At 40.1% G+C, this 20,449-nt stretch carries 22 protein-coding genes and 1 riboswitch; of the genes, 11 read left to right on the top strand and 11 right to left on the bottom strand.

Annotated features, from left to right (window positions below):
- Positions 1 to 40: 40 nt before the first annotated feature.
- The 5 genes from QLQ22_RS19905 (at position 41) to QLQ22_RS19885 (ending at position 2,981) form a co-directional block, all read left to right on the top strand.
- Positions 41 to 481 carry a Dps family protein gene (locus QLQ22_RS19905; protein ID WP_223437447.1) on the top strand — a complete coding sequence of 147 codons (441 nt, stop codon included), beginning with the start codon at positions 41 to 43 and terminating at the stop codon, positions 479 to 481.
- A 495-nt stretch (positions 482 to 976) separates the two neighbouring features.
- Positions 977 to 1,387, top strand: a complete 411-nt coding sequence (locus QLQ22_RS19900) for a phage holin family protein (RefSeq protein ID WP_223437446.1) — start codon at positions 977 to 979, stop codon at positions 1,385 to 1,387.
- Between the two features lie 69 nt (positions 1,388 to 1,456).
- Positions 1,457 to 1,789: a hydrolase gene (locus tag QLQ22_RS19895; RefSeq protein ID WP_223437444.1), complete on the top strand. Its 333-nt coding sequence runs from the start codon at positions 1,457 to 1,459 to the stop codon at positions 1,787 to 1,789.
- A 65-nt stretch (positions 1,790 to 1,854) separates the two neighbouring features.
- Complete coding sequence (gene ytkD / locus QLQ22_RS19890; protein WP_223437443.1) at positions 1,855 to 2,328, top strand: RNA deprotection pyrophosphohydrolase; 474 nt, start codon at positions 1,855 to 1,857, stop codon at positions 2,326 to 2,328.
- Between the two features lie 101 nt (positions 2,329 to 2,429).
- Positions 2,430 to 2,981: a hypothetical protein gene (locus QLQ22_RS19885; protein WP_223437441.1), complete on the top strand. Its 552-nt coding sequence runs from the start codon at positions 2,430 to 2,432 to the stop codon at positions 2,979 to 2,981.
- A 38-nt stretch (positions 2,982 to 3,019) separates the two neighbouring features.
- Here the strand turns inward: QLQ22_RS19885 and QLQ22_RS19880 are convergent, their stop codons facing one another.
- The 4 genes from QLQ22_RS19880 to QLQ22_RS19865 form a co-directional block, all read right to left on the bottom strand.
- Positions 3,020 to 3,988, bottom strand: a complete 969-nt coding sequence (locus tag QLQ22_RS19880) for a S8 family peptidase (protein ID WP_223437439.1) — start codon at positions 3,986 to 3,988, stop codon at positions 3,020 to 3,022.
- Between the two features lie 214 nt (positions 3,989 to 4,202).
- Positions 4,203 to 5,009 (bottom strand): ABC transporter permease, encoded by an 807-nt coding sequence (locus QLQ22_RS19875; protein WP_223437438.1) that lies wholly within the window; start codon positions 5,007 to 5,009, stop codon positions 4,203 to 4,205.
- Positions 4,996 to 5,769, bottom strand: coding sequence for an ABC transporter ATP-binding protein (locus QLQ22_RS19870; RefSeq protein WP_223437436.1), 774 nt, complete (start codon positions 5,767 to 5,769; stop codon positions 4,996 to 4,998). Before QLQ22_RS19870 ends, QLQ22_RS19875 begins: the two co-directional genes overlap by 14 nt.
- 12 nt (positions 5,770 to 5,781) lie before the next feature.
- Positions 5,782 to 6,768 carry an ABC transporter substrate-binding protein gene (locus tag QLQ22_RS19865; protein WP_223437434.1) on the bottom strand — a complete coding sequence of 329 codons (987 nt, stop codon included), beginning with the start codon at positions 6,766 to 6,768 and terminating at the stop codon, positions 5,782 to 5,784.
- A 134-nt stretch (positions 6,769 to 6,902) separates the two neighbouring features.
- On the opposite strand from QLQ22_RS19865, the gene QLQ22_RS19860 reads away from it, so the two are divergent.
- The gene (locus QLQ22_RS19860; RefSeq protein ID WP_223437433.1) at positions 6,903 to 7,685 is read left to right on the top strand and encodes an alpha/beta hydrolase family protein; all 783 of its coding nucleotides are present in this window, start codon (positions 6,903 to 6,905) and stop codon (positions 7,683 to 7,685) included.
- 62 nt (positions 7,686 to 7,747) lie between these two features.
- Positions 7,748 to 7,990 (top strand): DUF2584 domain-containing protein, encoded by a 243-nt coding sequence (locus tag QLQ22_RS19855; RefSeq protein ID WP_223437431.1) that lies wholly within the window; start codon positions 7,748 to 7,750, stop codon positions 7,988 to 7,990.
- A 46-nt stretch (positions 7,991 to 8,036) separates the two neighbouring features.
- Here QLQ22_RS19855 and QLQ22_RS19850 read toward each other — a convergent pair whose 3' ends face one another.
- The 4 genes from QLQ22_RS19850 to pckA form a co-directional block, all read right to left on the bottom strand.
- The gene (locus QLQ22_RS19850; RefSeq protein WP_223437429.1) at positions 8,037 to 8,807 is read right to left on the bottom strand and encodes an arylamine N-acetyltransferase family protein; all 771 of its coding nucleotides are present in this window, start codon (positions 8,805 to 8,807) and stop codon (positions 8,037 to 8,039) included.
- A gap of 42 nt (positions 8,808 to 8,849) precedes the next feature.
- Positions 8,850 to 9,491, bottom strand: a complete 642-nt coding sequence (locus tag QLQ22_RS19845; protein ID WP_223437427.1) for a FusB/FusC family EF-G-binding protein — start codon at positions 9,489 to 9,491, stop codon at positions 8,850 to 8,852.
- Positions 9,492 to 9,724: 233 nt separating this feature from the next.
- Positions 9,725 to 9,988: a CD3324 family protein gene (locus tag QLQ22_RS19840; RefSeq protein ID WP_223443613.1), complete on the bottom strand. Its 264-nt coding sequence runs from the start codon at positions 9,986 to 9,988 to the stop codon at positions 9,725 to 9,727.
- Between the two features lie 366 nt (positions 9,989 to 10,354).
- Positions 10,355 to 11,944, bottom strand: coding sequence for a phosphoenolpyruvate carboxykinase (ATP) (gene pckA, locus QLQ22_RS19835; RefSeq protein ID WP_284015394.1), 1,590 nt, complete (start codon positions 11,942 to 11,944; stop codon positions 10,355 to 10,357).
- A gap of 310 nt (positions 11,945 to 12,254) precedes the next feature.
- Positions 12,255 to 12,390: riboswitch (SAM riboswitch) on the top strand.
- A 186-nt stretch (positions 12,391 to 12,576) separates the two neighbouring features.
- On the opposite strand from pckA, the gene metK reads away from it, so the two are divergent.
- Positions 12,577 to 13,779 (top strand): methionine adenosyltransferase, encoded by a 1,203-nt coding sequence (gene metK / locus QLQ22_RS19830; protein WP_284015393.1) that lies wholly within the window; start codon positions 12,577 to 12,579, stop codon positions 13,777 to 13,779.
- Between the two features lie 155 nt (positions 13,780 to 13,934).
- Entirely contained in the window at positions 13,935 to 15,824 is a 1,890-nt protein-coding gene (asnB, locus tag QLQ22_RS19825; RefSeq protein WP_284015392.1) for an asparagine synthase (glutamine-hydrolyzing), read from the top strand.
- Between the two features lie 115 nt (positions 15,825 to 15,939).
- Here asnB and QLQ22_RS19820 read toward each other — a convergent pair whose 3' ends face one another.
- The 3 genes from QLQ22_RS19820 to QLQ22_RS19810 all read right to left on the bottom strand — a co-directional run bounded on the left by QLQ22_RS19820 (position 15,940) and on the right by QLQ22_RS19810 (position 18,468).
- Positions 15,940 to 17,082 carry a glycosyltransferase family 4 protein gene (locus QLQ22_RS19820; RefSeq protein ID WP_223437418.1) on the bottom strand — a complete coding sequence of 381 codons (1,143 nt, stop codon included), beginning with the start codon at positions 17,080 to 17,082 and terminating at the stop codon, positions 15,940 to 15,942.
- Positions 17,083 to 17,141: 59 nt separating this feature from the next.
- Positions 17,142 to 17,696 (bottom strand): phosphatase PAP2 family protein, encoded by a 555-nt coding sequence (locus QLQ22_RS19815; protein WP_223437416.1) that lies wholly within the window; start codon positions 17,694 to 17,696, stop codon positions 17,142 to 17,144.
- A gap of 250 nt (positions 17,697 to 17,946) precedes the next feature.
- Positions 17,947 to 18,468: a gamma carbonic anhydrase gene (locus QLQ22_RS19810; RefSeq protein WP_223437414.1), complete on the bottom strand. Its 522-nt coding sequence runs from the start codon at positions 18,466 to 18,468 to the stop codon at positions 17,947 to 17,949.
- A gap of 93 nt (positions 18,469 to 18,561) precedes the next feature.
- On the opposite strand from QLQ22_RS19810, the gene QLQ22_RS19805 reads away from it, so the two are divergent.
- Positions 18,562 to 19,350 carry an alpha/beta hydrolase gene (locus QLQ22_RS19805; RefSeq protein ID WP_223437412.1) on the top strand — a complete coding sequence of 263 codons (789 nt, stop codon included), beginning with the start codon at positions 18,562 to 18,564 and terminating at the stop codon, positions 19,348 to 19,350.
- Positions 19,351 to 19,399: 49 nt separating this feature from the next.
- On the top strand, positions 19,400 to 20,449 hold the full coding sequence (locus tag QLQ22_RS19800; protein ID WP_223443610.1) for a tetraprenyl-beta-curcumene synthase family protein: 1,050 nt from the start codon (positions 19,400 to 19,402) through the stop codon (positions 20,447 to 20,449).

Raw genomic sequence — 20,449 nt, 5'->3', positions numbered from 1 at the left:
AAAAGGGGTAATTTATAAGTACACAAGGAGGAGATTGAAAATGTCTGATAAATTAGTGCAAACAGTAAATAAACAAGTAGCTAACTGGACTGTTTTATATGAAAAATTACATAATTACCATTGGTTTGTAAAAGGTCAAAACTTCTTTACACTGCATGAAAAATTTGAAGAGCTGTACAATGAAGCACATGTTCATATTGATGAACTTGCAGAACGTCTATTAGCACTTGATGGAGAGCCTGTAGCGACTCTAAAAGAATGTCTTGAGCTTTCCACAGTAAGCGAAGCAGAAGGCAAAGAAACAGCAGAGCAAATGGTGAAAACAGTCTATGATGACTTTTCAAAAGTTGCCGATGAACTGAAAGAAGGTATGGATCTTGCAGATGAGGTCGGCGATGAAACAACAGGAGACATGCTCCTTGCTATTCATCAAAGCTTAGAAAAGCATAACTGGATGCTGAAATCATTCTTGGGAAAATGAGGCTGCCGCAGGGCAGTCTTTTTTTATACTCTAAATAAAGTGTTTTCAAAGCGGTGATAGAACTGAAAAATCGCCTCCACTATGAAAAAAGTGCGTCAAAGAATACCAAAATAACTAGTAGATTTTCCTTGCCGTCCGCCGATGATAAAATAGAGAGAAGGGTAATAATGACGCTAAGTTCAATAAGGGCAGGTCAGCGAGCTGCAGAAAACATTAAGAATTGCTCCATAGACAAATGGCCACGCAGGCTGTGACAAACATGATGGAGGATTTTACAAAGTCATCACTTCCAATTCAACCATCTCTTGGATCTTAGATTGATAAAAAGGCTTAACTGCTATAAAAGACCGGTCCGTGTATAATGGACCGGTCTTTTATGTGCTTTGCCCTGGCTTATTCAGTACATTTTTTTACTGCGGGGTATCTGCTAGAGCAAAGAGGGACAGGAAACATAAGATATATGGATTCTATTAATTTTGAAAGGAAGGCAAGAAGATGTCTCGTCCAGAAATGGGCTTACTAATGTTTACTTCAATTTACTTTTCCGTGCTCACCTTCATAGTTGGCGAGCTTCATGAAATTTTTTTAATTCTGCTGTCGTTAATGTTCATTGAGTTAGTCACATTTATTCTGGCTGATGCCCTGACGCTGACCAATACTGGAAATTTGCTTAGAAATTCGATTTCAAGACTTGGTGCAAAGGTTATCATCATTTCAGTCGTGGCTGTTGCAAATTTAATTGACTTGGTACTTAATACGAACTATCTACTGCGAGATGGAACGATCTGCTTCTATATTGTTTTCGAAGCTCTTCGCATATTAAGAAATGCTCATAATGTGAAGCTGCCTGTCCCGAAGTTTTTAATTAGGATTTTAGAGTTTATTGAGCAATTGTTTAAAAAATGAGTGCCGAATAATTTGTTCACGAATAGGAAAAAAATAAACAATGGACAAGTAAAGGGGTGCTTTTAGGAAATGTCAGATACGAAGCAAACTTATTATGTAACGGTTGCGAACGGTGAAATATCACAGCTGAGCACGTCAGCTCCGTGGGATTATAAGATTGAAGCGACGGAAGAAGAAATTACATCGCTCAGAGAGTATTTTGATCAGGTGTATTCATCTGACTGGCAGGGTTTCTTCAGAGCCCATGTACCGTATTTAGAATATCATTATGACAGGCAGAATGATGCAATTGATCAAACGAATTATAAAATTTATGAAATGATTTATCAGCTTGGAGACGAAGAAGCCAAGAATCACATTCGCTCCCAGGGAATTTTAAAAAAGATTGAAGAACAACAATAGGTCTTATACAAACTCTTTCATTGTGATAAGATTTTTATGGACACATAGAAATTGAGGGATAGAAAATGTTTCGATTTAAAGATTATTATCACAATGAAGTTCATCTGTCTTTTGAAGAATATCCATTCTCAAAAGAACCTAAGCATGTTTGGGTCATTTGCCGGTATGGGGATCAGTGGCTGCTTACGATTCATAGAGACCGCGGATATGAATTTCCCGGCGGCAAGGTCGAAAACTCAGAAAGTCCTGATGATGCTGCGTTAAGAGAAGTAAAAGAAGAAACAGGAGCAACTGTATCAAAACTAAGATATATAGGTCAGTATAAGGTGCTCGGAAAAGAAAAAACCATTATTAAAAACATCTATTACGCAGAAATTGGCGAGATTACCCCCCAATCCGACTATCTTGAGACTAAAGGACCAATCTTATTTGCAGCACTGCCTGAGGATATCGGGAGGAATCGGAAGTTCAGCTTTATTATGAAAGATGATGTATTGGTTAAGAGCCTGGAGAAAGTCCTGGCTGAATATGTGGTATGATTCCGGTATTGGTTGCCGGGATTTTTTTTGTTTAAAAAATAAAACGTCCATTGGAAAATATAGTAATATTAATGAGGAGATGAAAGCAGGGGGATTAAAAAATGACTCACAGTGAACCAAGATACATTTGGATGGCCATTTCTTTAGTATTAGTCGTCTCAAGTTTTTTTGTGATCCTGATTGTTCCGTATACCATTCATAACATTTTATTTCACACAATGAATACTGCTGCAATCCAAACGCCGAAGCTTGTGCTGTATATGTACGGAATATCAATTGGAATGATCGCACTTGCAAGTTTTTTGATGTATTTGAATCAAAAAAAATTATGGAAAGCTGCCTTGCTGTTAACTCTTATTGGGTTTATTGGGATGGGACTTGGAACAGATCACTATAAAGTGGTGACTTATGATGAAATTAAATTCAGCAAACCATGGTCTTTTGCTGAAACTAGCTACGAATGGAAGGACGTTAAAGAAATTATCACGGAAGAATCAGATGATGAGGCGGTTAACTGGCAGGTGAAGCTGTTATTTAAGGATGGAGAAGAGCTTGTCTTTCTTCGAGACAGAAGATTCAACAGTGATCATGCAAATTTTTATTCTGCTGCAAAAATGAATGGGGTTCCTTACAAAGGCATAAATGATAAATAAAAAGGCTTTCGATTACCGAAAGCCTTTTTATATTGAGCTTATACTCCAATCGATGAAGCAATATCTTCTTTTTTAAGAAAATCTGCAAGCAGGTCTGGAGCCGTCAAGTATATTAAGCCGTTTCCTTCAAGACTTTTTGGAAAGCCGAGTGGTATCGTGCGTTTCATCAGCTGTGCATAGATTTCCGGCTCTGAAAGCTTTCTTTCGAATTCACTCTCAGCCATCAGTTTTACTAATGCAAGAGCGCCTGAAACGTGCGGTGCGGACATTGATGTTCCGCTGAAAACTGCATATTTTCCGCCTGGAATGGTAGAAATGATTTTCTCCCCTGGTGCAACGGAATCTATTTCATTATTGGAATTTGTAAAGTAAGAAGACTTTCTTTGAAGGCTGATTGCTCCGACTGAAATGACTTCATTGTAGCAGCCAGGGTAAGAAAATTCAGATGTTTTGCTGTTGCCATCGCCTTCATTTCCAGCTGCACAAACAACAAGAATTTGATTTTGAACGGCCTTCTGAACGGCCTCATGAAGCTCAGGCACATCTGTTGGTCCGCCGAGAGACATCGAGATAATATCAGCCTTTTCGGAGATAGCATATTCAATGGCATTAATAATCCACTCATAGGCACCTGATCCTTCTTCACCGCCAAGTGCTTTTAAAATAAGAAGCTTAGCTTCAGGTGCTACACCAATAACTCCTGAGTTAGCATTTATAGCAGCAATCGTACCGGACACATGTGTTCCATGGCCGTTGTAGTCTGTAAATACTTCCGGATCTCCATTATCATCATCGGTAAAGTTGCGGCCGCCGATTACTCTGCCCTCTAAATCCGGGTGCTGAGCATCACATCCTGTATCAATTACTGCGATCAAAACATCTTTCCCTTTAAATCCTTTGCTCCATAATGCGGGGGCTTGAATTAAATCCACGCCTTCCGGGATTTGCTGTGCCTCTACGAGCTGATTGTCAACTTTGTACGGAATTAATTTAATAGACTTTTCCATTACAACCCCTCCTAATCATTTCTTAAGAAACAAATGTTAAGGCCAGAGACAGAGGTAAAATAATCGGAACTTTCTGTTAAATTCTATCATTTTCCTTCAATTCTAGCAAATGCCAAATAGACTAGGGATATGAATAATGAAAATGGCACAGGATCTATTAAAACTGATAATCCAGCAGTAAAATAAAAATACGGCCCAATCAGGGCCGTATGAGCTATTCATCATCCTTAACCAGCTTTCTCTCCAGCAGTTCAACCGCCTGATACATAATGGTTGCAAAGCAGGCGATAATGATAAGCGAGAGAAGAACGAGAGTGAAGTTGAAGACCTGAAAGCCGTAAATAATCATGTAGCCCAAGCCTTTTGCGGATACCAGGAATTCTCCGACTATGACACCAACCCATGAGAGTCCTACATTGACTTTCAAGGTAGAAATAATCGTAGGAAATGATGCGGGCAGTACGGCTTCTTTAAACATCTGCCATTTTGAAGCGCCAAATGTCTGAAGCACCTTTAGGTAGTTAGAATCAATTTCTCTGAACGCCGTATAAACTACGATTGTTGTAATAATGATAGAGATGATGGCGCCCATCGCAATAATAGAGAAATAACCCGGTCCAAGTGCAACGATTAATATAGGTCCGAGCGCAACTTTTGGCATGGCATTTAAAATGACCAAGTATGGATCAAGAATATTTGACAGCCGCTTAGACCACCAGAGAACAGCTGCAAGCACAGTGCCGGACAGGGTGCCGATTATAAACCCAAGAACGGTTTCAAATAAGGTGACGCTCAAATTTGATAAGAGTGATCCATCTGCTGCCTTTTCCAAAAACAAGTTCCATATTTTAGAGGGGTAACTGAACAGCAGGGGGTCAATCCACTCTCTCTTTCCAGCTAATTCCCATAGTGAGAAAAAAGCGATAAAGATAAGAATCTGATAAAACCTTACCCAGTTTTTTTCTTTTTTCAAGCCTTTTAAATAAGATTCATGCAATCTGTTTAATTCATTCTTTTCCATCAAGCCGGTCCAGCTCCTTCCAAATGTGCTGAAAAAGATCTGTAAAGGAGGGATGCTGTCTCGCTGTAAATGGGGTCAGGTTCTTTAATTCCTCTGGCACGTGAAAGATTTGTGCGATCCTGCCTGGTTTGGAGGAAAGAAGAAAGATGCGGTCACTCATAGCGATGGCTTCACCGATATCATGAGTAACAAGCAGGGCTGTTTTCCTGAAATCCTTCAATGTGCTCCATACGAGGTCTTCGAGTTTTAGCTTCGTTTGATAATCAAGTGCTGAAAATGGTTCATCAAGCATAAGAAGCTTAGGGTTTGTAGAGAGCGTTCTGACCAGAGCTGCACGCTGCCTCATGCCGCCCGAGAGCTGCCGGGGGTATTTCTTCTCGACATTCTCAAGTCCCATATCTTTTAGAAGGGAAAGGCTTTTCTCTTTCGCTTTTGCTGAAAGGCTGCCTCCGATTTTCAAGCCGAGCAGAATGTTTTCTTCAATTGTTTTCCACGGGAAAAGGTAATCCTGCTGCAGCATATATCCAATGGCAGAAGAGTCCTTTTTGACTGGTCTGTCTTCCATTAAAATGCTTCCTTTTGTTGGTGAAATCAGACCCGCGATTATGGACAGCAGAGTAGTTTTGCCGCATCCGCTCGGGCCAAGAAAGGAGATGAATTCTCCTTCCTCTATTTGTAAATCAATATCCTCTAATGCAAGGGTTGCTGACTCTTTTGTAAAATACATATGGTGGATATGCTGGACCGTCAAGAAAGACATGCTGAAACCTCCTTACTTTGCAGCGTCTTCTGCGAACTTCGTATTAACCAGAGTCTCGTGTTCAATACGTTCCGGCAATTCGTTCGCTTCTTCCATGATGTTTTGAAGATTGGTCCACTCCGCCTCATCAAGGATTGGATCAGTCGCAAAAGATCCCTGCTCTTTATAGCGTTCAACTACTGTTGTAATAATCTCAAGGTCTGTATCTTTAAATTGCGGGGCAATGGCCTTTGCAATGGTTTCAGCGCTGTTTTCTTCAACCCATTGCTGTGCTTTATAAATGGCTTTTGTGAATTTTTCTGCTGCTTCTGAATCCTCTTTTAAGTAGCTTTCTTTTGCCATAAATGTAGTGTAAGGAACCTTACCGGATTCACTTCCGAATGATGCCACAATGTGTCCTGTGCCTTCTTTTTCAAAAATGCTGGCTGTAGGCTCAAACAGCTGAACGAAATCGCCGGTTCCTGAAGCAAATGCACTCGGAATATTAGCAAAATCAATATTTTGAATCAGATTTAAATCATTCTGCGGATCAATTCCCTGCTGCTTTAATACAAATTCACCAGCCATTTGCGGCATTCCGCCTTTGCGCTGACCAAGGAAAGTAGTGCCTTTAAGCTGATCCCAGCTGAAATTCTCGATTTTTTCTCTTGAGACGAGGAACGTTCCATCTGTTTGTGTTAGCTGGGCAAAATTGATAACCGGATCTTTAGAGCCTTGTGCAGAAACGTAAATCGATGTTTCAGAGCCAACAAGTGCAATATCAGCTCCGTCTGAGAGAAGAGCTGTCATTGTTTTATCTCCGCCCCATGTTGTTGTCAGCTCAACATCCAGGCCTTCTTCTTCAAAAAAACCTTCAGACATTGCTGCATATAAAGGAGCATAAAAGATGGAATGAGTAACCTCAGCCAACCTGATTTTTTCTGGCTTGTTTTGATTGCACGCACTTAGTGTAAAGATAAGAAGAGCGAGTACCGCAAAGCCGATGAGCCTTTTTTTCATATGAAATCCTCCTTGGTGACAGACACCATCAAAAAATATTAAAATGAGTATCCAGTTTTGTAACGCCTAAAATAATGTATGATTGTGAAAAAAATGTGTGAATGCCCATAAACGATTTTGTGAGGTGCAAGGAAATGGATAATGGTTCAATAATTGAGCGTCAGCTGCTGCCGTCGCCTAATCCTAAAATCAGACTGCAGCTAGTTACCTATTTTTCTGAAGGGCTTAAGGTAAAGGGACTCCTTGCCGAGCCTGCAGAAGAAGGAAAGTATGATGGTTTTCTTTATTTAAGAGGCGGAATAAAAAATGTAGGCAAGGTCAGAGCCGGACGAATTGTACAATTTGCATCAGAAGGCTTTGTCGTTATGGCTCCATTTTACCGGGGGAATCAGGGAGGAGAAGGGAATGAAGACTTCGCCGGAGATGACAGGTACGATGCGCTGCATGCTCTGACGCTTTTAAAAAACCATCCTAAAGTTGATAAGGAACGAATCCATGTCTTCGGATTTTCAAGGGGAGGAGTAATGGCGCTTTTTGCTGGAATTTTAGATCCTGAGGTCCGTTCATTAGTTACATGGGGCGGTGTTTCTGATATGGCTCTTACATACGAGGAACGGGAAGATTTGCGTAGAATGATGAAGCGGGTTATAGGGGGGACACCTTCAAAATATCCTGAAAGATACAAGTGGAGAACTCCGCTGTATGAACTTGGTGCATTAAAGGCTCCAATTCTTATTATTCATGGCGCTCATGATCAAAACGTTTCAGTCGAACATGCTTATCTGCTTGAAAAAAGACTTGGAGAACTTGGAAAAAGAGCAGATACGATGTATTTTGAGGAATATACACATTATTTTCCTCCTGCCGTTAACAGAAAAGTAGTACGAGAGCTGACTTCTTGGATGAAAAAACAATAAAATCGGGAATCGGGCTAAATGAATATGTTAAAATAACTGTATATGAAAAAGGAGTGATTAAGATGGGTATGCCTTTAGAATTGAACACGATGATCGTGACAAAAGGGAGAGAAAACCGATTGGAAGAGAATCTTTTTTCTCTCGAAAAAGAGGGCTATCGCATTTATCCGCTGGAGATTCCCGTTGAAGTCAGAAAAACAAAAGAAGGGGAAGTAAGCGGACAGGCTCTGATTAAAAAACTTGAGCTCTCTGATTCTAAAACCATTCTGACTTATCAGCTGATTGCACTGAAATCTACAAATTAACATTCATACGAAAAAAGCTGCCGGCAGGCAGCTTTTTTGTGTTTTACTACATGTTAAAATATTTTTCAGCAAGTGATTCAAAACTTGCTTTGTCTATTGATTCTTTCTTCACTTCACCATTCACAGACTGTGTAAAGGATGTGTCGGTCAATGTGATGTTTCCATTTTCAGTGAATCTTGTCAGCAGGCGATTTTTATTAAAAGTTGATTCCGCTGAATCACGGATGATTTCTTGAATTTTGTTCAGTTCAGTCATATAAATGCTTTCAGAATCAAAAGCATATCCTTTTTTCCATTCCTTATCTTTATATTTCAGCTTCATTTCCAGACAGTAATCTTTTTGCAGATCAGGAGTCTTCATAATTCTGAATTGCCCGTTCTTAGAGGAAATGATTTCACCATTAAAAGGAACGGGTTTAAGCGGCAGATTTCCCCCAAACCCAGTATCTATTAGATAGGTTTGTTCATTTTCCATAAGGAGGATGGCAGCGTGGGTATTGCCGGTCCTGCTCCAGTCTTTTGCAGCATGATCATAAACAATCCCTTTGACCAATTTTGCATGAAAATCATTTTCTATCAGGAAAAAATAAAAAAGGGGATTCAGCTCATAACAAAGACCGCCTTGTTTACTGATCAGCATTTTAGAAATTAAGTTCTCTTTGCTGATCTCTAAAGTCTTGTTATCTATGATGCATAAGTTTTCAAAAGGAATGGCTTTCGCCGTTTTTTCAAGAATTTCGTCCAAATCTCGAAAAGTGATTTTTGCGTTTTCGGGAAAGCCGATTCGTTTTCTGAATAATTCATTGAGCTCATTCATTCTTTTCTCCCCCATTCATTACGATCACCTTGGTTACAAGAACTATTTTTTCATCCAGGACAGAAAATCATTTAACTTCGTCAATGAAGTGATATTCTGATTGCACCTATGAGGGTCCTGGCAAATGTAATTTCCGCGTTTAATGAAAGTTCCAGGTTCGTTCCCTTTAATTTCTGCAGTAAACATCCCAACTTCTTCAAACCGGTTGCAAATCGTACAGATGCCTTTTTGATTGATGCTGTTGAACGTCCCCTGCAAGCCTGTGAGCTTATTGTTTTGAGGGGCTATTATATATTGTCTCCCTGATCCTTTATCATGCCAGCTCAAGTAAGAAATTTCAGTATAATCCAGTTCTTCTAATGATGTAGGAGCCTTTATTTTCTTAGCTTTAGGAAACAGCTTTTTAATAGTTTGCTCGGTTACTTTTTTAAATGGAATAACAAAAGGTTTTATTTGAGATAGAAAGACATCCGCATCAGATTTGTCTTTGACATCATTTATGGGTGTGAGCAGATCATTCTCTTCAGGTCCAATTTCGTCGAATAACATGAACGTCCTTTCCTGTGCAAGAGATTTTAAGGCCTTTAACACGTTTGGGTCATTAACCGTTCCATACCCATTCACAAGCAGTTGTGTCTGCGCTTTAATATAGTTGTATTGGTCGCTTCTTATAAATGGTTCCATTGCAAGATCCTCCATTCAGGCCATAATAGTAAAAGGTTTAATTCTATAATAAAAGAACAGTTATATATTTTATATGGTTAAAATGAATAGGAATCAAACTCTGCATAAGAAAAGCGGATTTGTTCTGGCCGAGGAGTTGGGCAATGGAGCTAAACATCAATGAGCAAAATTTTATATTTGCTTATCTATAAAAAAACACTGATCATCTTTTGGATCATCAGTGCTTTTTGCTTTTATTTCGTATAGACAATCTTTTTGATTGTTTCAGCTGAAAGGTAAAATTCTTCAGCTAATTCCTGAATTTTTTTGCCGCTTTTAAAACTGCGCTTAATCGAACGGTTTCTGTCATCGAGCACTTTTCTTCCTCCGGACCGGGTGCCCCACTTATAGTGAGCTGTTTCCGGTTTCGGGATGTAGATGGTCTCTCCCTGAATGTACTGCTGAATTTCTGCAATCAGTTCTTCAGGTAAAATAGCGTTTGCGTTCATATATTTCATTTCTGCCAGCCCCTTATTTGTAATCGTAAAAATAAGGTGCAAAGCCGCAGTACTTAAAAAGGCAAACGCTGATGCGGGCGATTTAAATAAGTGTCCGCCCCATGCAAAGTATCGCCTTTTTACTGCCGGGCTTTGCATGAGACGCTGCAGAATCTGGCAAACGGACTGAATTCGCCAAAACATCACCCCCTTAAAAGAAATGATTGATTTACTTTTTTATACAATTTTATCATATGGATCTGCCTTGAAAAAAGGAAAAACGTCAGAATGATTCAAACTGAGCTCTTTTCCAATTTATCAAGAGAGCTGTGATACATCAAAAAAAGCTATGCCAGTGTGTGGCATAGCTTTTGGAGTTTTGGAGTGTTATACTTTTGGTCCGCCAAGAGTTTCAATCTCTTCTGAAACGTGATTGAACTTTTTGAAATTTTGTTTGAACTTGCCTGCAAGCTCTTTTGCTTTTTCATTATACGCATCTATGCTGTCCCAAGTTTTAACTGGCTGAAGCACTTCATCCGGCACACCAGGAACGTGAATTGGAATTTTCAGTCCGAAGTTTTCATCTGTAACAGTTTCCACGTTGTCTAATTCACCTTCAAGAGCGGATTGAACCATTGCGCGTGTATATTTCAATTTCATGCGCTTGCCGGTTCCGTATTCTCCGCCAGTCCAGCCTGTGTTGACTAAGAATACATTTGCCTGATGCTCATCAATTTTCTGGCCGAGCATCTCGGCATAAACAGTAGCAGGAAGCGGCAGGAAAGGCGAGCCAAAGCACGTAGAGAATGTAGCCTGAGGTGATGTAATGCCTCGCTCTGTTCCGGCAAGCTTGCTTGTATAGCCGCTTAAGAAGTGGTACATGGCCTGTTCTTTTGTTAATTTGCTGATAGGAGGAAGAACTCCAAATGCGTCAGCAGTTAAAAAGACAATCGTATGCGGGTGGCCTGCAATACTAGGCTTCACAATGTTATCCATTGCTTCAAGGGGATAGGCCGCTCTTGTATTTTCAGTAAAGAAGGTATCGTCATAGTCAGCAATTCTTGTGTCATCATCAAGTACTACATTTTCAAGCACTGACCCGAATCTTATTGAATCAAAAATTTGAGGTTCTTTTTCACGTGAGAGGTTGATGCACTTTGCATAACAGCCTCCTTCGATATTAAAAACACCGGCATTTGACCATCCGTGCTCATCATCGCCGATTAATTTGCGTTTAGGATCAGCAGACAAGGTTGTTTTTCCTGTTCCAGACAGACCGAAGAAAAGGGCCACATCGCCTTCCTGACCAACATTTGCAGAGCAGTGCATCGGCAGGATACCGCTTTCAGGAAGAAGGTAATTCATGACAGAGAAAATAGATTTTTTCATTTCTCCTGCATATTCCGTTCCTCCGATTAAGATCGTTCTTTTCTCAAAAGAAATGATGATAAAAGTTTCAGAATTTGTTCCATCTACTGACGGATCTGCTTTAAAGTTTGGTGCAGACACGATCGTGAATGGATTATCATGCTGAATCAGCTCATCTCCGCTCTCTGGCTGAATGAATAATTGCTGTGCAAAAAGGTTATGCCAGGCGAATTCATTTACAACCTGAATCGGCAGGCGGTATTTTGCGTCAGCTCCGGCAAAGCCTTTGAAAACAAAAAGCTCATTGCGGTCTTTTAAGTATGAAAGAACTTTTAAATACAATTTTTCAAATGCCGTTTCAGAGAAAGGCTGATTAACAGCACCCCACTCAATTTTGTCATTTGTTGAATTTTCTTTTACAATAAATTTATCTTTAGGTGAACGTCCTGTGTAAGTACCAGTTGTTGCACGGACTGCTCCCGTTGAAGTTAATGTACCTTCTTTGCGCTCTAATACTTTCTCTACAAGAACGGGAACTGATAAGTTATGAAATGCATTTTCCCCTTTAAGTAAAACATCAAGCTCATTTGTAATTTCAATTGAATTCATCCCATACCCATCCTTTACCTATATTTCTATTATTATTTTCAACTATATGTTAAGTGATTCTTCTTAATTAGTATAACACATTAAAATGAATAGTCTATACTATTTAACTTATTCTACGTACAAATTGATGAAATGGAACGGTTTTAGAAACGTTTTTGATGAAAATGATACATATATAATAGGAATGTTTTTATTTCGGCATTTTGTGGAATCATATAAAAAGGGTTCTGAAAAATCTTATGCGAAAACCTTGTCAGTTTTTGTTGACACCTGAAGGAAATATACGATATTATATGTCCTTGAACGGATTCTCTTATCCCGAGCTGGTGGAGGGACAGGCCCAATGAAACCCAGCAACCTGCTTTATCTTGAAAATTCATTTTCGTGAATTTTTGCGAGCAAAGGTGCTAACCTGATGCAAGGCGAAAGCCCTTGATCGATAAGAGCGAAAGGCTACGATTTTAGTAAATAACCTTTCCTCGCGGGAAAGGATTTTTTATTTCAAATATATTTTGCCTGAAAGTACTCGTGGATTCTCCTAAAACATGCCAACTGAAATATTTTGCCAAATGGTCAAAATATGAAAGGGAATGAGTTCCGTATCATCTAACCTTTTGAGGAGGAAAACTTTAATGACTAAACAACGTCGTCTGTTTACTTCAGAGTCTGTAACTGAAGGTCATCCTGATAAAATTTGTGACCAGATTTCTGACTCGATTTTAGATGCAATCCTAGAAAAAGATGCAAATGCACGTGTAGCTTGTGAAACATCTGTTACAACAGGTCTTGTTCTGGTTGCTGGTGAAATTACAACTTCTACTTATGTAGACATTCCAAAAATCGTTCGCGAAACGGTTAAAGAAATTGGCTACACTCGTGCAAAATATGGTTTTGATGCAGAAACATGTGCAGTACTTACTTCAATTGATGAACAGTCAGCAGATATCGCGATGGGTGTTGATCAGGCGCTTGAAGCACGTGAAGGAAAAATGACAGATGAGCAGATTGAAGCTATTGGTGCAGGTGACCAAGGATTGATGTTCGGTTTTGCAAATAACGAAACGAAAGAATTAATGCCGCTGCCGATCTCACTTGCTCACAAACTTGCACGCCGTTTAACAGAAGTCCGCAAAGAAGAAATTCTTCCGTACCTTCGTCCTGACGGTAAAACTCAAGTAACAGTTGAGTATGATGAAAATGACAAGCCTGTTCGCATTGATACAATTGTTATTTCAACTCAGCATCACCCTGAAATTTCATTGGAGCAAATTCAGCGCAACGTAAAAGAACATGTAATTAACCCGGTTGTACCGAATGAATTAATTGATGAAGATACAAAATACTTCATCAACCCGACTGGCCGTTTCGTAATCGGCGGACCGCAGGGCGATGCAGGCTTAACAGGCCGTAAAATCATCGTTGATACTTACGGAGGGTATGCTCGTCACGGAGGCGGTGCATTCTCTGGTAAAGATCCAACAAAAGTTGACCGCTCTGCAGCTTATGCAGCACGCTATGTAGCTAAGAATATTGTAGCAGCTGGCCTTGCTGATAAATGTGAAGTTCAGCTTGCATACGCAATTGGTGTAGCTCAGCCGGTATCAATTGCGATCGATACATTTGAAACAGGGAAAGTGAAGGAAGATGTGTTAGTGGATGTTGTTCGTGCTAACTTTGACCTTCGTCCGGCAGGAATCATCAACATGCTGAATCTTCGCCGTCCAATTTACAAACAAACAGCTGCCTACGGACACTTCGGCCGTAATGATCTTGACCTTCCATGGGAAAGAACAGATAAAGCAGAAGCTCTTAAAGAACAGGCTTTAAACCGATAATAAGTAAAAAAGGATGAGAATACTGCTGTATGCAGCTCTCATCCTTTTTTTTGTCGAAAAAAATCGGGATTTTTGTTTAATTTTGTAAAAAAATGCAACAATCTCTTACTAGTCTTCGTTTTATAAGTGGAAAGACACTTTTGGAGGCGAATAGGATGTGCGGATTTGTTGGAATTATTGATTATCGTAAACAAACGAGAGATCTTTTATTTAATACATTCATTGAGAAGGCAAGCAGAAAAATAGAACACAGAGGTCCGGATGACAGCGGAATTTATCAAGATGAGCAGGTTCTTCTGGCCTTTCAGCGGTTAAGCATTATTGATGTTAAAAGCGGACACCAGCCTATGGCTTATGGATCTGATGACCGCTACTATATTGTGTTTAACGGTGAAATTTATAACTATATTGAGCTCAGAGAAATCATTTTTTCCCATGGATTTAAGTTGAAAACGGATACGGATACAGAAGTGATTGTTGCGCTTTATTGCATTTATGGCCAGGAAACGCTTCAACTTTTAAGAGGAATGTTTTCATTTCTTATTTGGGACAGACAGGAACACTTTTTATTCGGTGCGAGAGATCACTTTGGAATAAAGCCTCTTTACTACATAGAAAACGGCGAAATGAATCTTTTTGCTTCGGAGCTTAAGAGTTTAACTGATTATCTTCCAAATCCTCTTATTAATGAAGAATCCTTAGAGCACTATCTCTCTTTTCAATATGTACCGGACCCAGGCACGATGCAGAAGCATATTAAGAAAGTGCCTCCAGGCTATTTCTTTACAAAAAAAACGGGAGAAGCACTAGAGCTTACAAGGTACTGGAAACCGAAACTTGTGCCCGTACGTCCAACTGACGAAAACAGGCTCAAAGAAAAAATTCAGGATGCCTTAATTGATTCGGTCAAAGTCCATATGCGAAGCGATGTGCCTGTTGGATCTTTTCTGTCGGGGGGAGTGGATTCAAGTATTATTGCATCCATTGCGAAGGAATTTCACCCTTCACTTAAAACGTTTTCTGTCGGCTTTATGCAAGAAGGCTACAGCGAAATCGATATAGCAAAAGAAACAGCGGATGCGCTTGGCGTTGAGAATTTTTCCTATACCGTTGATCATATGGAATTTATGAGGGAGCTTCCAAAAATCATTTGGCATATGGATGATCCAGTGGCAGATCCGGCTTCTATTCCTCTTTATTTTATTGCACGTGAGGCAAGCAAGCAGGTGAAAGTCGTTTTATCTGGGGAAGGAGCAGATGAGCTTTTTGCAGGCTATAATATTTATAAAGAACCTCAAGATCTATCTGTCTTTGGACATCTTCCTCACAGCTTTAAGCAAAGATTAAAACAGCTGGCTGCGGTTTTTCCTGAAGGAATGAAAGGAAAAAGCTTTATTGAGAGGGGGACAACCCTTTTAGAAGATCGGTATATTGGAAATGCCAACATCTTTTCATCTGCCGAAAAACATGAATTGCTTTCTGCAGATGTTCATTTTGATCCAACAGATATAACAGGGATCCTTTATGACGATGTCAGTCATTTAGACAGCATCTCGAAAATGCAATATATTGATGTGATGACCTGGCTCAAAGGGGATATTCTTGTGAAAGCAGACAAAATGACAATGGCGCATTCATTGGAACTAAGGGTGCCTTTCCTGGATAAAGAAGTTTTTAAAATTGCTTCAACCATTCCGCATGAGTTAAAAATCAAACATGGCGAAACGAAATATCTGCTTCGCCAGGCTGTCCGGGACATTGTTCCGCCGCACGTTCTCAATCGAAAAAAACTGGGTTTTCCTGTTCCGATACGGAATTGGCTGAAAAATGAGATGTATGATTGGGCAAAAGTGATCATATGGGAGAGCGGGACGGGAGATCTCATTAATAAATCGTATGCCGCACAATTATTAGATCAGCATTATATGGGAGAGGCAGATCACAGCAGGAAGATATGGACTGTTTTAACGTTTATGATTTGGCACCAGGTGTTCATCGAAAATGTCTACCATTTTGATGATGCTGCACAATTGACCGCAAAATAAAAAAGCCTCTTGCGCATTGAAGAGGCAGCTTGCGGAGACGTCTTTGCAAGCTTTTTTTATTTGCAAAATTGTTTTAGTCTGATTGTGCTGCCTTGCGTGAATGGGGCGGTTCATCTTATGCATAACGTATGAATTCACGCTGATCCAGTACCTCGCTGTAGGCACTCAGTAAACCTTCAAAAATGCTGTCCCAAGTTTGACTGAGGGCATAAGCACGGGCACTCATTCCCATCTGATACCTCAAGGCGTCATTTTGCAAAAGGGTGTCAATGGCACTTATAAACTCGGCGGCAGACCCTGTTTCACATAAATAGCCGGTTTTTCCCTGCTGAATAATATTTTTAACTCCGCCGGAATTTGCCCCTATAACAGGAGTTCCGGCAGCAAGTGATTCAAGAACAACGTTTCCAAAGGTTTCAGTCGGTGAAGGAAATATGAATAGATCTGAACCTGAATATATTTTTGCGAGCTTTTCACCGCTTGCATAGCCTGCAAACGTCATGTTATCCGGTGATTCTTTCATCATTTCTTCTTTAGATGGCCCGTCTCCCACAATCAAAAAGTGCACTTTGCTCCTTAAGTGTTCAGGTAGCTGATGAGAGATCTTCATTAATGTCTGAACATCTTTTTCCGGGGCGAGTCTGCCGACATAAGATAAAATGAATTTTTCTTTTATTTGATATTCCTGGATGATTTCTTTACGCAAATAGTTGGGATGGAACAATTGGCAATCTACACCTCTTGACCAGATATGAACATTTTCAAATCCCTGATTTAGAACCTGCTGTTTTGTTTCTTCAGATGGGACAAAGATTTTCTGTAAAGGCCTGTGGAACCAAAGCATATATTTCCACAAGAGCTTTGAGAATAATTGCAGATCATAAAACTCTAAATATTGATCAAAGTCTGTATGATAAGAACCGACTATGGGGATATTTAATTTTTTGGCATAATGCAGTCCGCATAGACCAATGTTAAAAGGAGTGGCCACATGAATAATATCAGGTTTAAATCTGATGAGCTCTGACTTTACCTGCAGCATGTTCGGCCAGGCAAGTCTGCACTCCGGATACAAATAAAAAGATGAGCTTGCAAACCTGTGAATATGACTGGAAAAAAGAGATTCTTTTGTGCTTTCGGGAGCAAATACTTTATAATCATGGCCTTTGCTTTCTAAATAATCGGTAAGACGTTTTAACGTTCTCGCAACACCATTTACATCTGGTGCAAATGTGTCTGTGAATATCGCAATTTTCATCTTATCCCTCCATAAATCAGTTACAGCAGCCTGAGTTTATTTCAAGTTCAGAAACGAAATTAGAGAATTAGAGAAGCTCCGAAATATTTATTTATAAGAAGAAAACAAGTCATACCTGCGGTAGTGCCGAGTAAACAACCCGCCAGTACATCAGAGGGATAGTGCAGGCCGAGATACATTCTAGACACCCCGATGCTGATTCCAAGCGGAAGAAGCAGGATGGCTGCCTGTGGAAGGATAAAAATAAATGGAATAATGACTGAAAAAATGGCTGTCGTGTGTCCTGATGGAAAAGAATGATCTTCTAACGGATTAGCGGTAACTTTTGTTTCCAATAAAGCAAGATAAGGGCGTTTTCTCGGATAGCGTTTTTTGACAAATGCTACCGGCAGATGGCTGATGAGTAAGGCTGCGGCACTTGCGATTGCCGCCAAGCGTGTTTCGCCGCCTGTTATTAGGATAAGCAGCAGGCAAATTGAAATCGTGAAGGTGGCTCCGCCTGCATGTGTAATGCTTCTGAAAAAGCAATTCATAAATTTCCGGTCGAAATGACGGTTTACACTGCGGAACAATCTGCATTCGAAATCGTACATATTTTCCATTATTTTGGTCATCAATCGGATGCTCCTTTTCAACACTGTTTAACCACATTGTAAAACACAAATATTTAGCAAATAATAAGGAAATGTAAAATTTACAAGTAAATAATTTACAAAATATAAGCGGGAAATCATGGGGGGAATCTGCAGCCAAAGAAAGGTAAAAAAAACCCGTGAAACCGCAGACGAAAGCAATTTCACGGAAAGTCAGAAAGATGAAAACACCCTTTTCCCGGTGTTAACTTATATGAAGAGAGAGAATATTTTATTCTTGGTTTTCCTGGATCTTTTTATAATATTGACCTTTTTCAACATACTCGCGGCGAATGCGCTCCATGTCTTTTCGATCTTCCTCATTTAATTCGCGGACTACTTTTGCAGGCCTGCCGAATGCAAGTGTATTTGGGGGAATCTTTTTTCCCTGAGGGACTAAGCTGCCGGCTCCAATGAAAGCACCTTCGCCTATTTCGGCCCCATCGAGTATAATGGAACCCATCCCGATCAATGATTGCTTTCTAATGATCGAACTATGTAAAATAACCTGATGGCCGACAGTCACCTCATCTTCAATAATTAGTGGCGCATCAGGGCTTTGATGGAGGCAGCACTGATCTTGTATATTAACCCTGCTGCCAATAATTGTCGGAGAAACATCGCCTCTTATTACTGTATTAAACCAAATGCTTGATTCATCACCTATTATGACGTCACCGGTAACCACAGCGGAGTTTGCGATGAATGCCGAATTTGAAATTTGCGGAAAGCTTTCTTTATAAGGGTATATCATAAATTTCAATCTCCTTTATATATGTAAGATGTATGCATCGTTATTATAGCAAACTAAAACTTATTTTCTTGAAAGAAAGGTGTGAACAAGATCATGTGGAAATGGGAATGTGAAGATCCTAATCCTAAGGGTGTTATTGTGATTGTCCATGGTGCAGCAGAGCATCACGGACGTTACCGCTGGCTCGTTGAAATGTGGAAGTGCTCCGGGTACCATGTCATTATGGGGGATCTGCCGGGCCAGGGTACATCAACAAGAAGGCGCGGGCATATCTTATCATTTGATGAGTATATTATCGAATTTAATGTATGGGTGGACGAAGCCCGTAAGCTTGGTCTGCCGCTTTTTCTCTTAGGCCACAGCATGGGCGGCCTGATTGTTATTCGGGCAATGCAGGAAAAGCACCAGCATATTAACGGTGTTATTTTATCTTCTCCATGTCTTGGGCTCGTGTATAAGCCAAGCAAAGCAATGGAGCTGATTTCTAAGCCTTTAAACATCATTGCACCTGCCTTGAGAGTGGATTCCGGCTTATCTGTCAGCATAGCTACAAGAAACAAAGAAGTGAGAGATGCTGATGAGAATGATACACTTTATGTGACAAAAGTGTCGATAAGATGGTATCGTGAATTAATTAAAGCAATTGAGCAGGCGCATATAAACGTGAAGAAATTTCCTGATTTGCCGCTGCTTGTCATGCAGGGCGGTGATGATAAAGTTGTCGACAGCTCTGCTGTTAAAACTTGGTTCAACCGCGCTGCTCTGTCAGAAAAAGCTTTTAAAGAGTGGAAAGGCTTCTATCATGAAATCTTTAATGAGCCTGAGCGGGATCAAGTATTCAAGTACGCTCAAACTTTTGTCGATGCGCATTTAGAGAGCTGATAAAGAGGTGATCTTATTGACGGCAATTCCGCAGCATCCGCTGCGATTAATGGCGAAAATTTATAAAGATATTTTTCCGGCTGTGCATGTCCATCTGGATAAATGGAGAGAAAAAGCAAATCAGATTCCAAACGCAGAGCTTAGAAATCAGGCGCTGTCAAGTATAAATGGTAAATCCTTCCACTGTGAGGGCGGAGGGATTTTTGCGCTTTTGTCAGAAACAAACAAGCATGAATGCATTGAATTTATTGTCGCTTATCAGACCATAAGTGATTATCTTGATAATTTATGTGATCGAAGTACATCACTTGATCCATTGGATTTCGCGATGCTGCACCAATCGATGATTGATGCTCTGACTGCAGGAGCACCGCTTAAAAATTACTATTCTTACCGGACAGATCAAAATGACGGCGGATACTTGCATGCTCTCGTTTCTACATGCCAGAATATATTAAGCAGACTCGGCAACTACCCTCTAATTGCAGAACATTTACTCGAATTGTCGTGTTATTACTGTGATTTACAAGTACATAAGCATGTAACAATAGATGAGCGCATTCCGAGACTTGAAACATGGTTTGAAAAAAACAAACAAGGATTGCCGGATATGCAGTGGTATGAATTCTCTGCGTGTGCGGGATCGACTTTAGGCATTTTTTGTCTGGTCTCATATGCATTCAGAGAGGACTTCAACGAAAGGGAAGCCTTCCGGATCCGTGAAAGCTATTTTCCATACGTTCAAGGCCTGCATATTCTGCTCGACTATTTAATTGATCAAGAGGAAGATCGAATAGGAGGAGATTTGAATTTCTGCAATTACTATGAGACAGAGAAAGAAATGATGAAGAGGCTTGAGCATTTCGTCCTCCAGGCTGAATCCAACCTCAGCGGAATCCCTCATGAAAACTTCCATAAACTCATTCATAGAGGACTGCTTGGCGTTTATTTATCCGACGAGAAAGTAACCTCAAGAAAAGATCTCGGAAAGCTTGCCAGACAATTAATCAAACTTGGAGGAAGAACGTCCTCGTTCTTTTACTGGAATGGACGGGCATACCGTGCTATTCAGAAGCTTGCTGCTTCAAGAAGCTCTTAA

Origin of the sequence: Metabacillus hrfriensis, assembly GCF_030127205.1 — a bacterium.
In the GTDB taxonomy this organism is placed as follows: domain Bacteria; phylum Bacillota; class Bacilli; order Bacillales; family Bacillaceae; genus Bacillus_P; species Bacillus_P dongyingensis.
Note: the sequence above shows the minus strand (reverse complement) of the source record. Positions and strands in the feature narration are given on the sequence as shown.

Coding starts and splice junctions, on each gene's coding strand:
- QLQ22_RS19905 (WP_223437447.1), top strand. CDS start 41: ATGTCTGATAAATTAGTGCAAACAGTAAATAAACAAGTAGCTAACTGG.
- QLQ22_RS19900 (WP_223437446.1), top strand. CDS start 977: ATGTCTCGTCCAGAAATGGGCTTACTAATGTTTACTTCAATTTACTTT.
- QLQ22_RS19895 (WP_223437444.1), top strand. CDS start 1,457: ATGTCAGATACGAAGCAAACTTATTATGTAACGGTTGCGAACGGTGAA.
- ytkD (WP_223437443.1), top strand. CDS start 1,855: ATGTTTCGATTTAAAGATTATTATCACAATGAAGTTCATCTGTCTTTT.
- QLQ22_RS19885 (WP_223437441.1), top strand. CDS start 2,430: ATGACTCACAGTGAACCAAGATACATTTGGATGGCCATTTCTTTAGTA.
- QLQ22_RS19880 (WP_223437439.1), bottom strand. CDS start 3,988: ATGGAAAAGTCTATTAAATTAATTCCGTACAAAGTTGACAATCAGCTC.
- QLQ22_RS19875 (WP_223437438.1), bottom strand. CDS start 5,009: ATGGAAAAGAATGAATTAAACAGATTGCATGAATCTTATTTAAAAGGC.
- QLQ22_RS19870 (WP_223437436.1), bottom strand. CDS start 5,769: ATGTCTTTCTTGACGGTCCAGCATATCCACCATATGTATTTTACAAAA.
- QLQ22_RS19865 (WP_223437434.1), bottom strand. CDS start 6,768: ATGAAAAAAAGGCTCATCGGCTTTGCGGTACTCGCTCTTCTTATCTTT.
- QLQ22_RS19860 (WP_223437433.1), top strand. CDS start 6,903: ATGGATAATGGTTCAATAATTGAGCGTCAGCTGCTGCCGTCGCCTAAT.
- QLQ22_RS19855 (WP_223437431.1), top strand. CDS start 7,748: ATGGGTATGCCTTTAGAATTGAACACGATGATCGTGACAAAAGGGAGA.
- QLQ22_RS19850 (WP_223437429.1), bottom strand. CDS start 8,807: ATGAATGAGCTCAATGAATTATTCAGAAAACGAATCGGCTTTCCCGAA.
- QLQ22_RS19845 (WP_223437427.1), bottom strand. CDS start 9,491: ATGGAACCATTTATAAGAAGCGACCAATACAACTATATTAAAGCGCAG.
- QLQ22_RS19840 (WP_223443613.1), bottom strand. CDS start 9,988: ATGAAATATATGAACGCAAACGCTATTTTACCTGAAGAACTGATTGCA.
- pckA (WP_284015394.1), bottom strand. CDS start 11,944: ATGAATTCAATTGAAATTACAAATGAGCTTGATGTTTTACTTAAAGGG.
- metK (WP_284015393.1), top strand. CDS start 12,577: ATGACTAAACAACGTCGTCTGTTTACTTCAGAGTCTGTAACTGAAGGT.
- asnB (WP_284015392.1), top strand. CDS start 13,935: ATGTGCGGATTTGTTGGAATTATTGATTATCGTAAACAAACGAGAGAT.
- QLQ22_RS19820 (WP_223437418.1), bottom strand. CDS start 17,082: ATGAAAATTGCGATATTCACAGACACATTTGCACCAGATGTAAATGGT.
- QLQ22_RS19815 (WP_223437416.1), bottom strand. CDS start 17,696: ATGACCAAAATAATGGAAAATATGTACGATTTCGAATGCAGATTGTTC.
- QLQ22_RS19810 (WP_223437414.1), bottom strand. CDS start 18,468: ATGATATACCCTTATAAAGAAAGCTTTCCGCAAATTTCAAATTCGGCA.
- QLQ22_RS19805 (WP_223437412.1), top strand. CDS start 18,562: ATGTGGAAATGGGAATGTGAAGATCCTAATCCTAAGGGTGTTATTGTG.
- QLQ22_RS19800 (WP_223443610.1), top strand. CDS start 19,400: ATGGCGAAAATTTATAAAGATATTTTTCCGGCTGTGCATGTCCATCTG.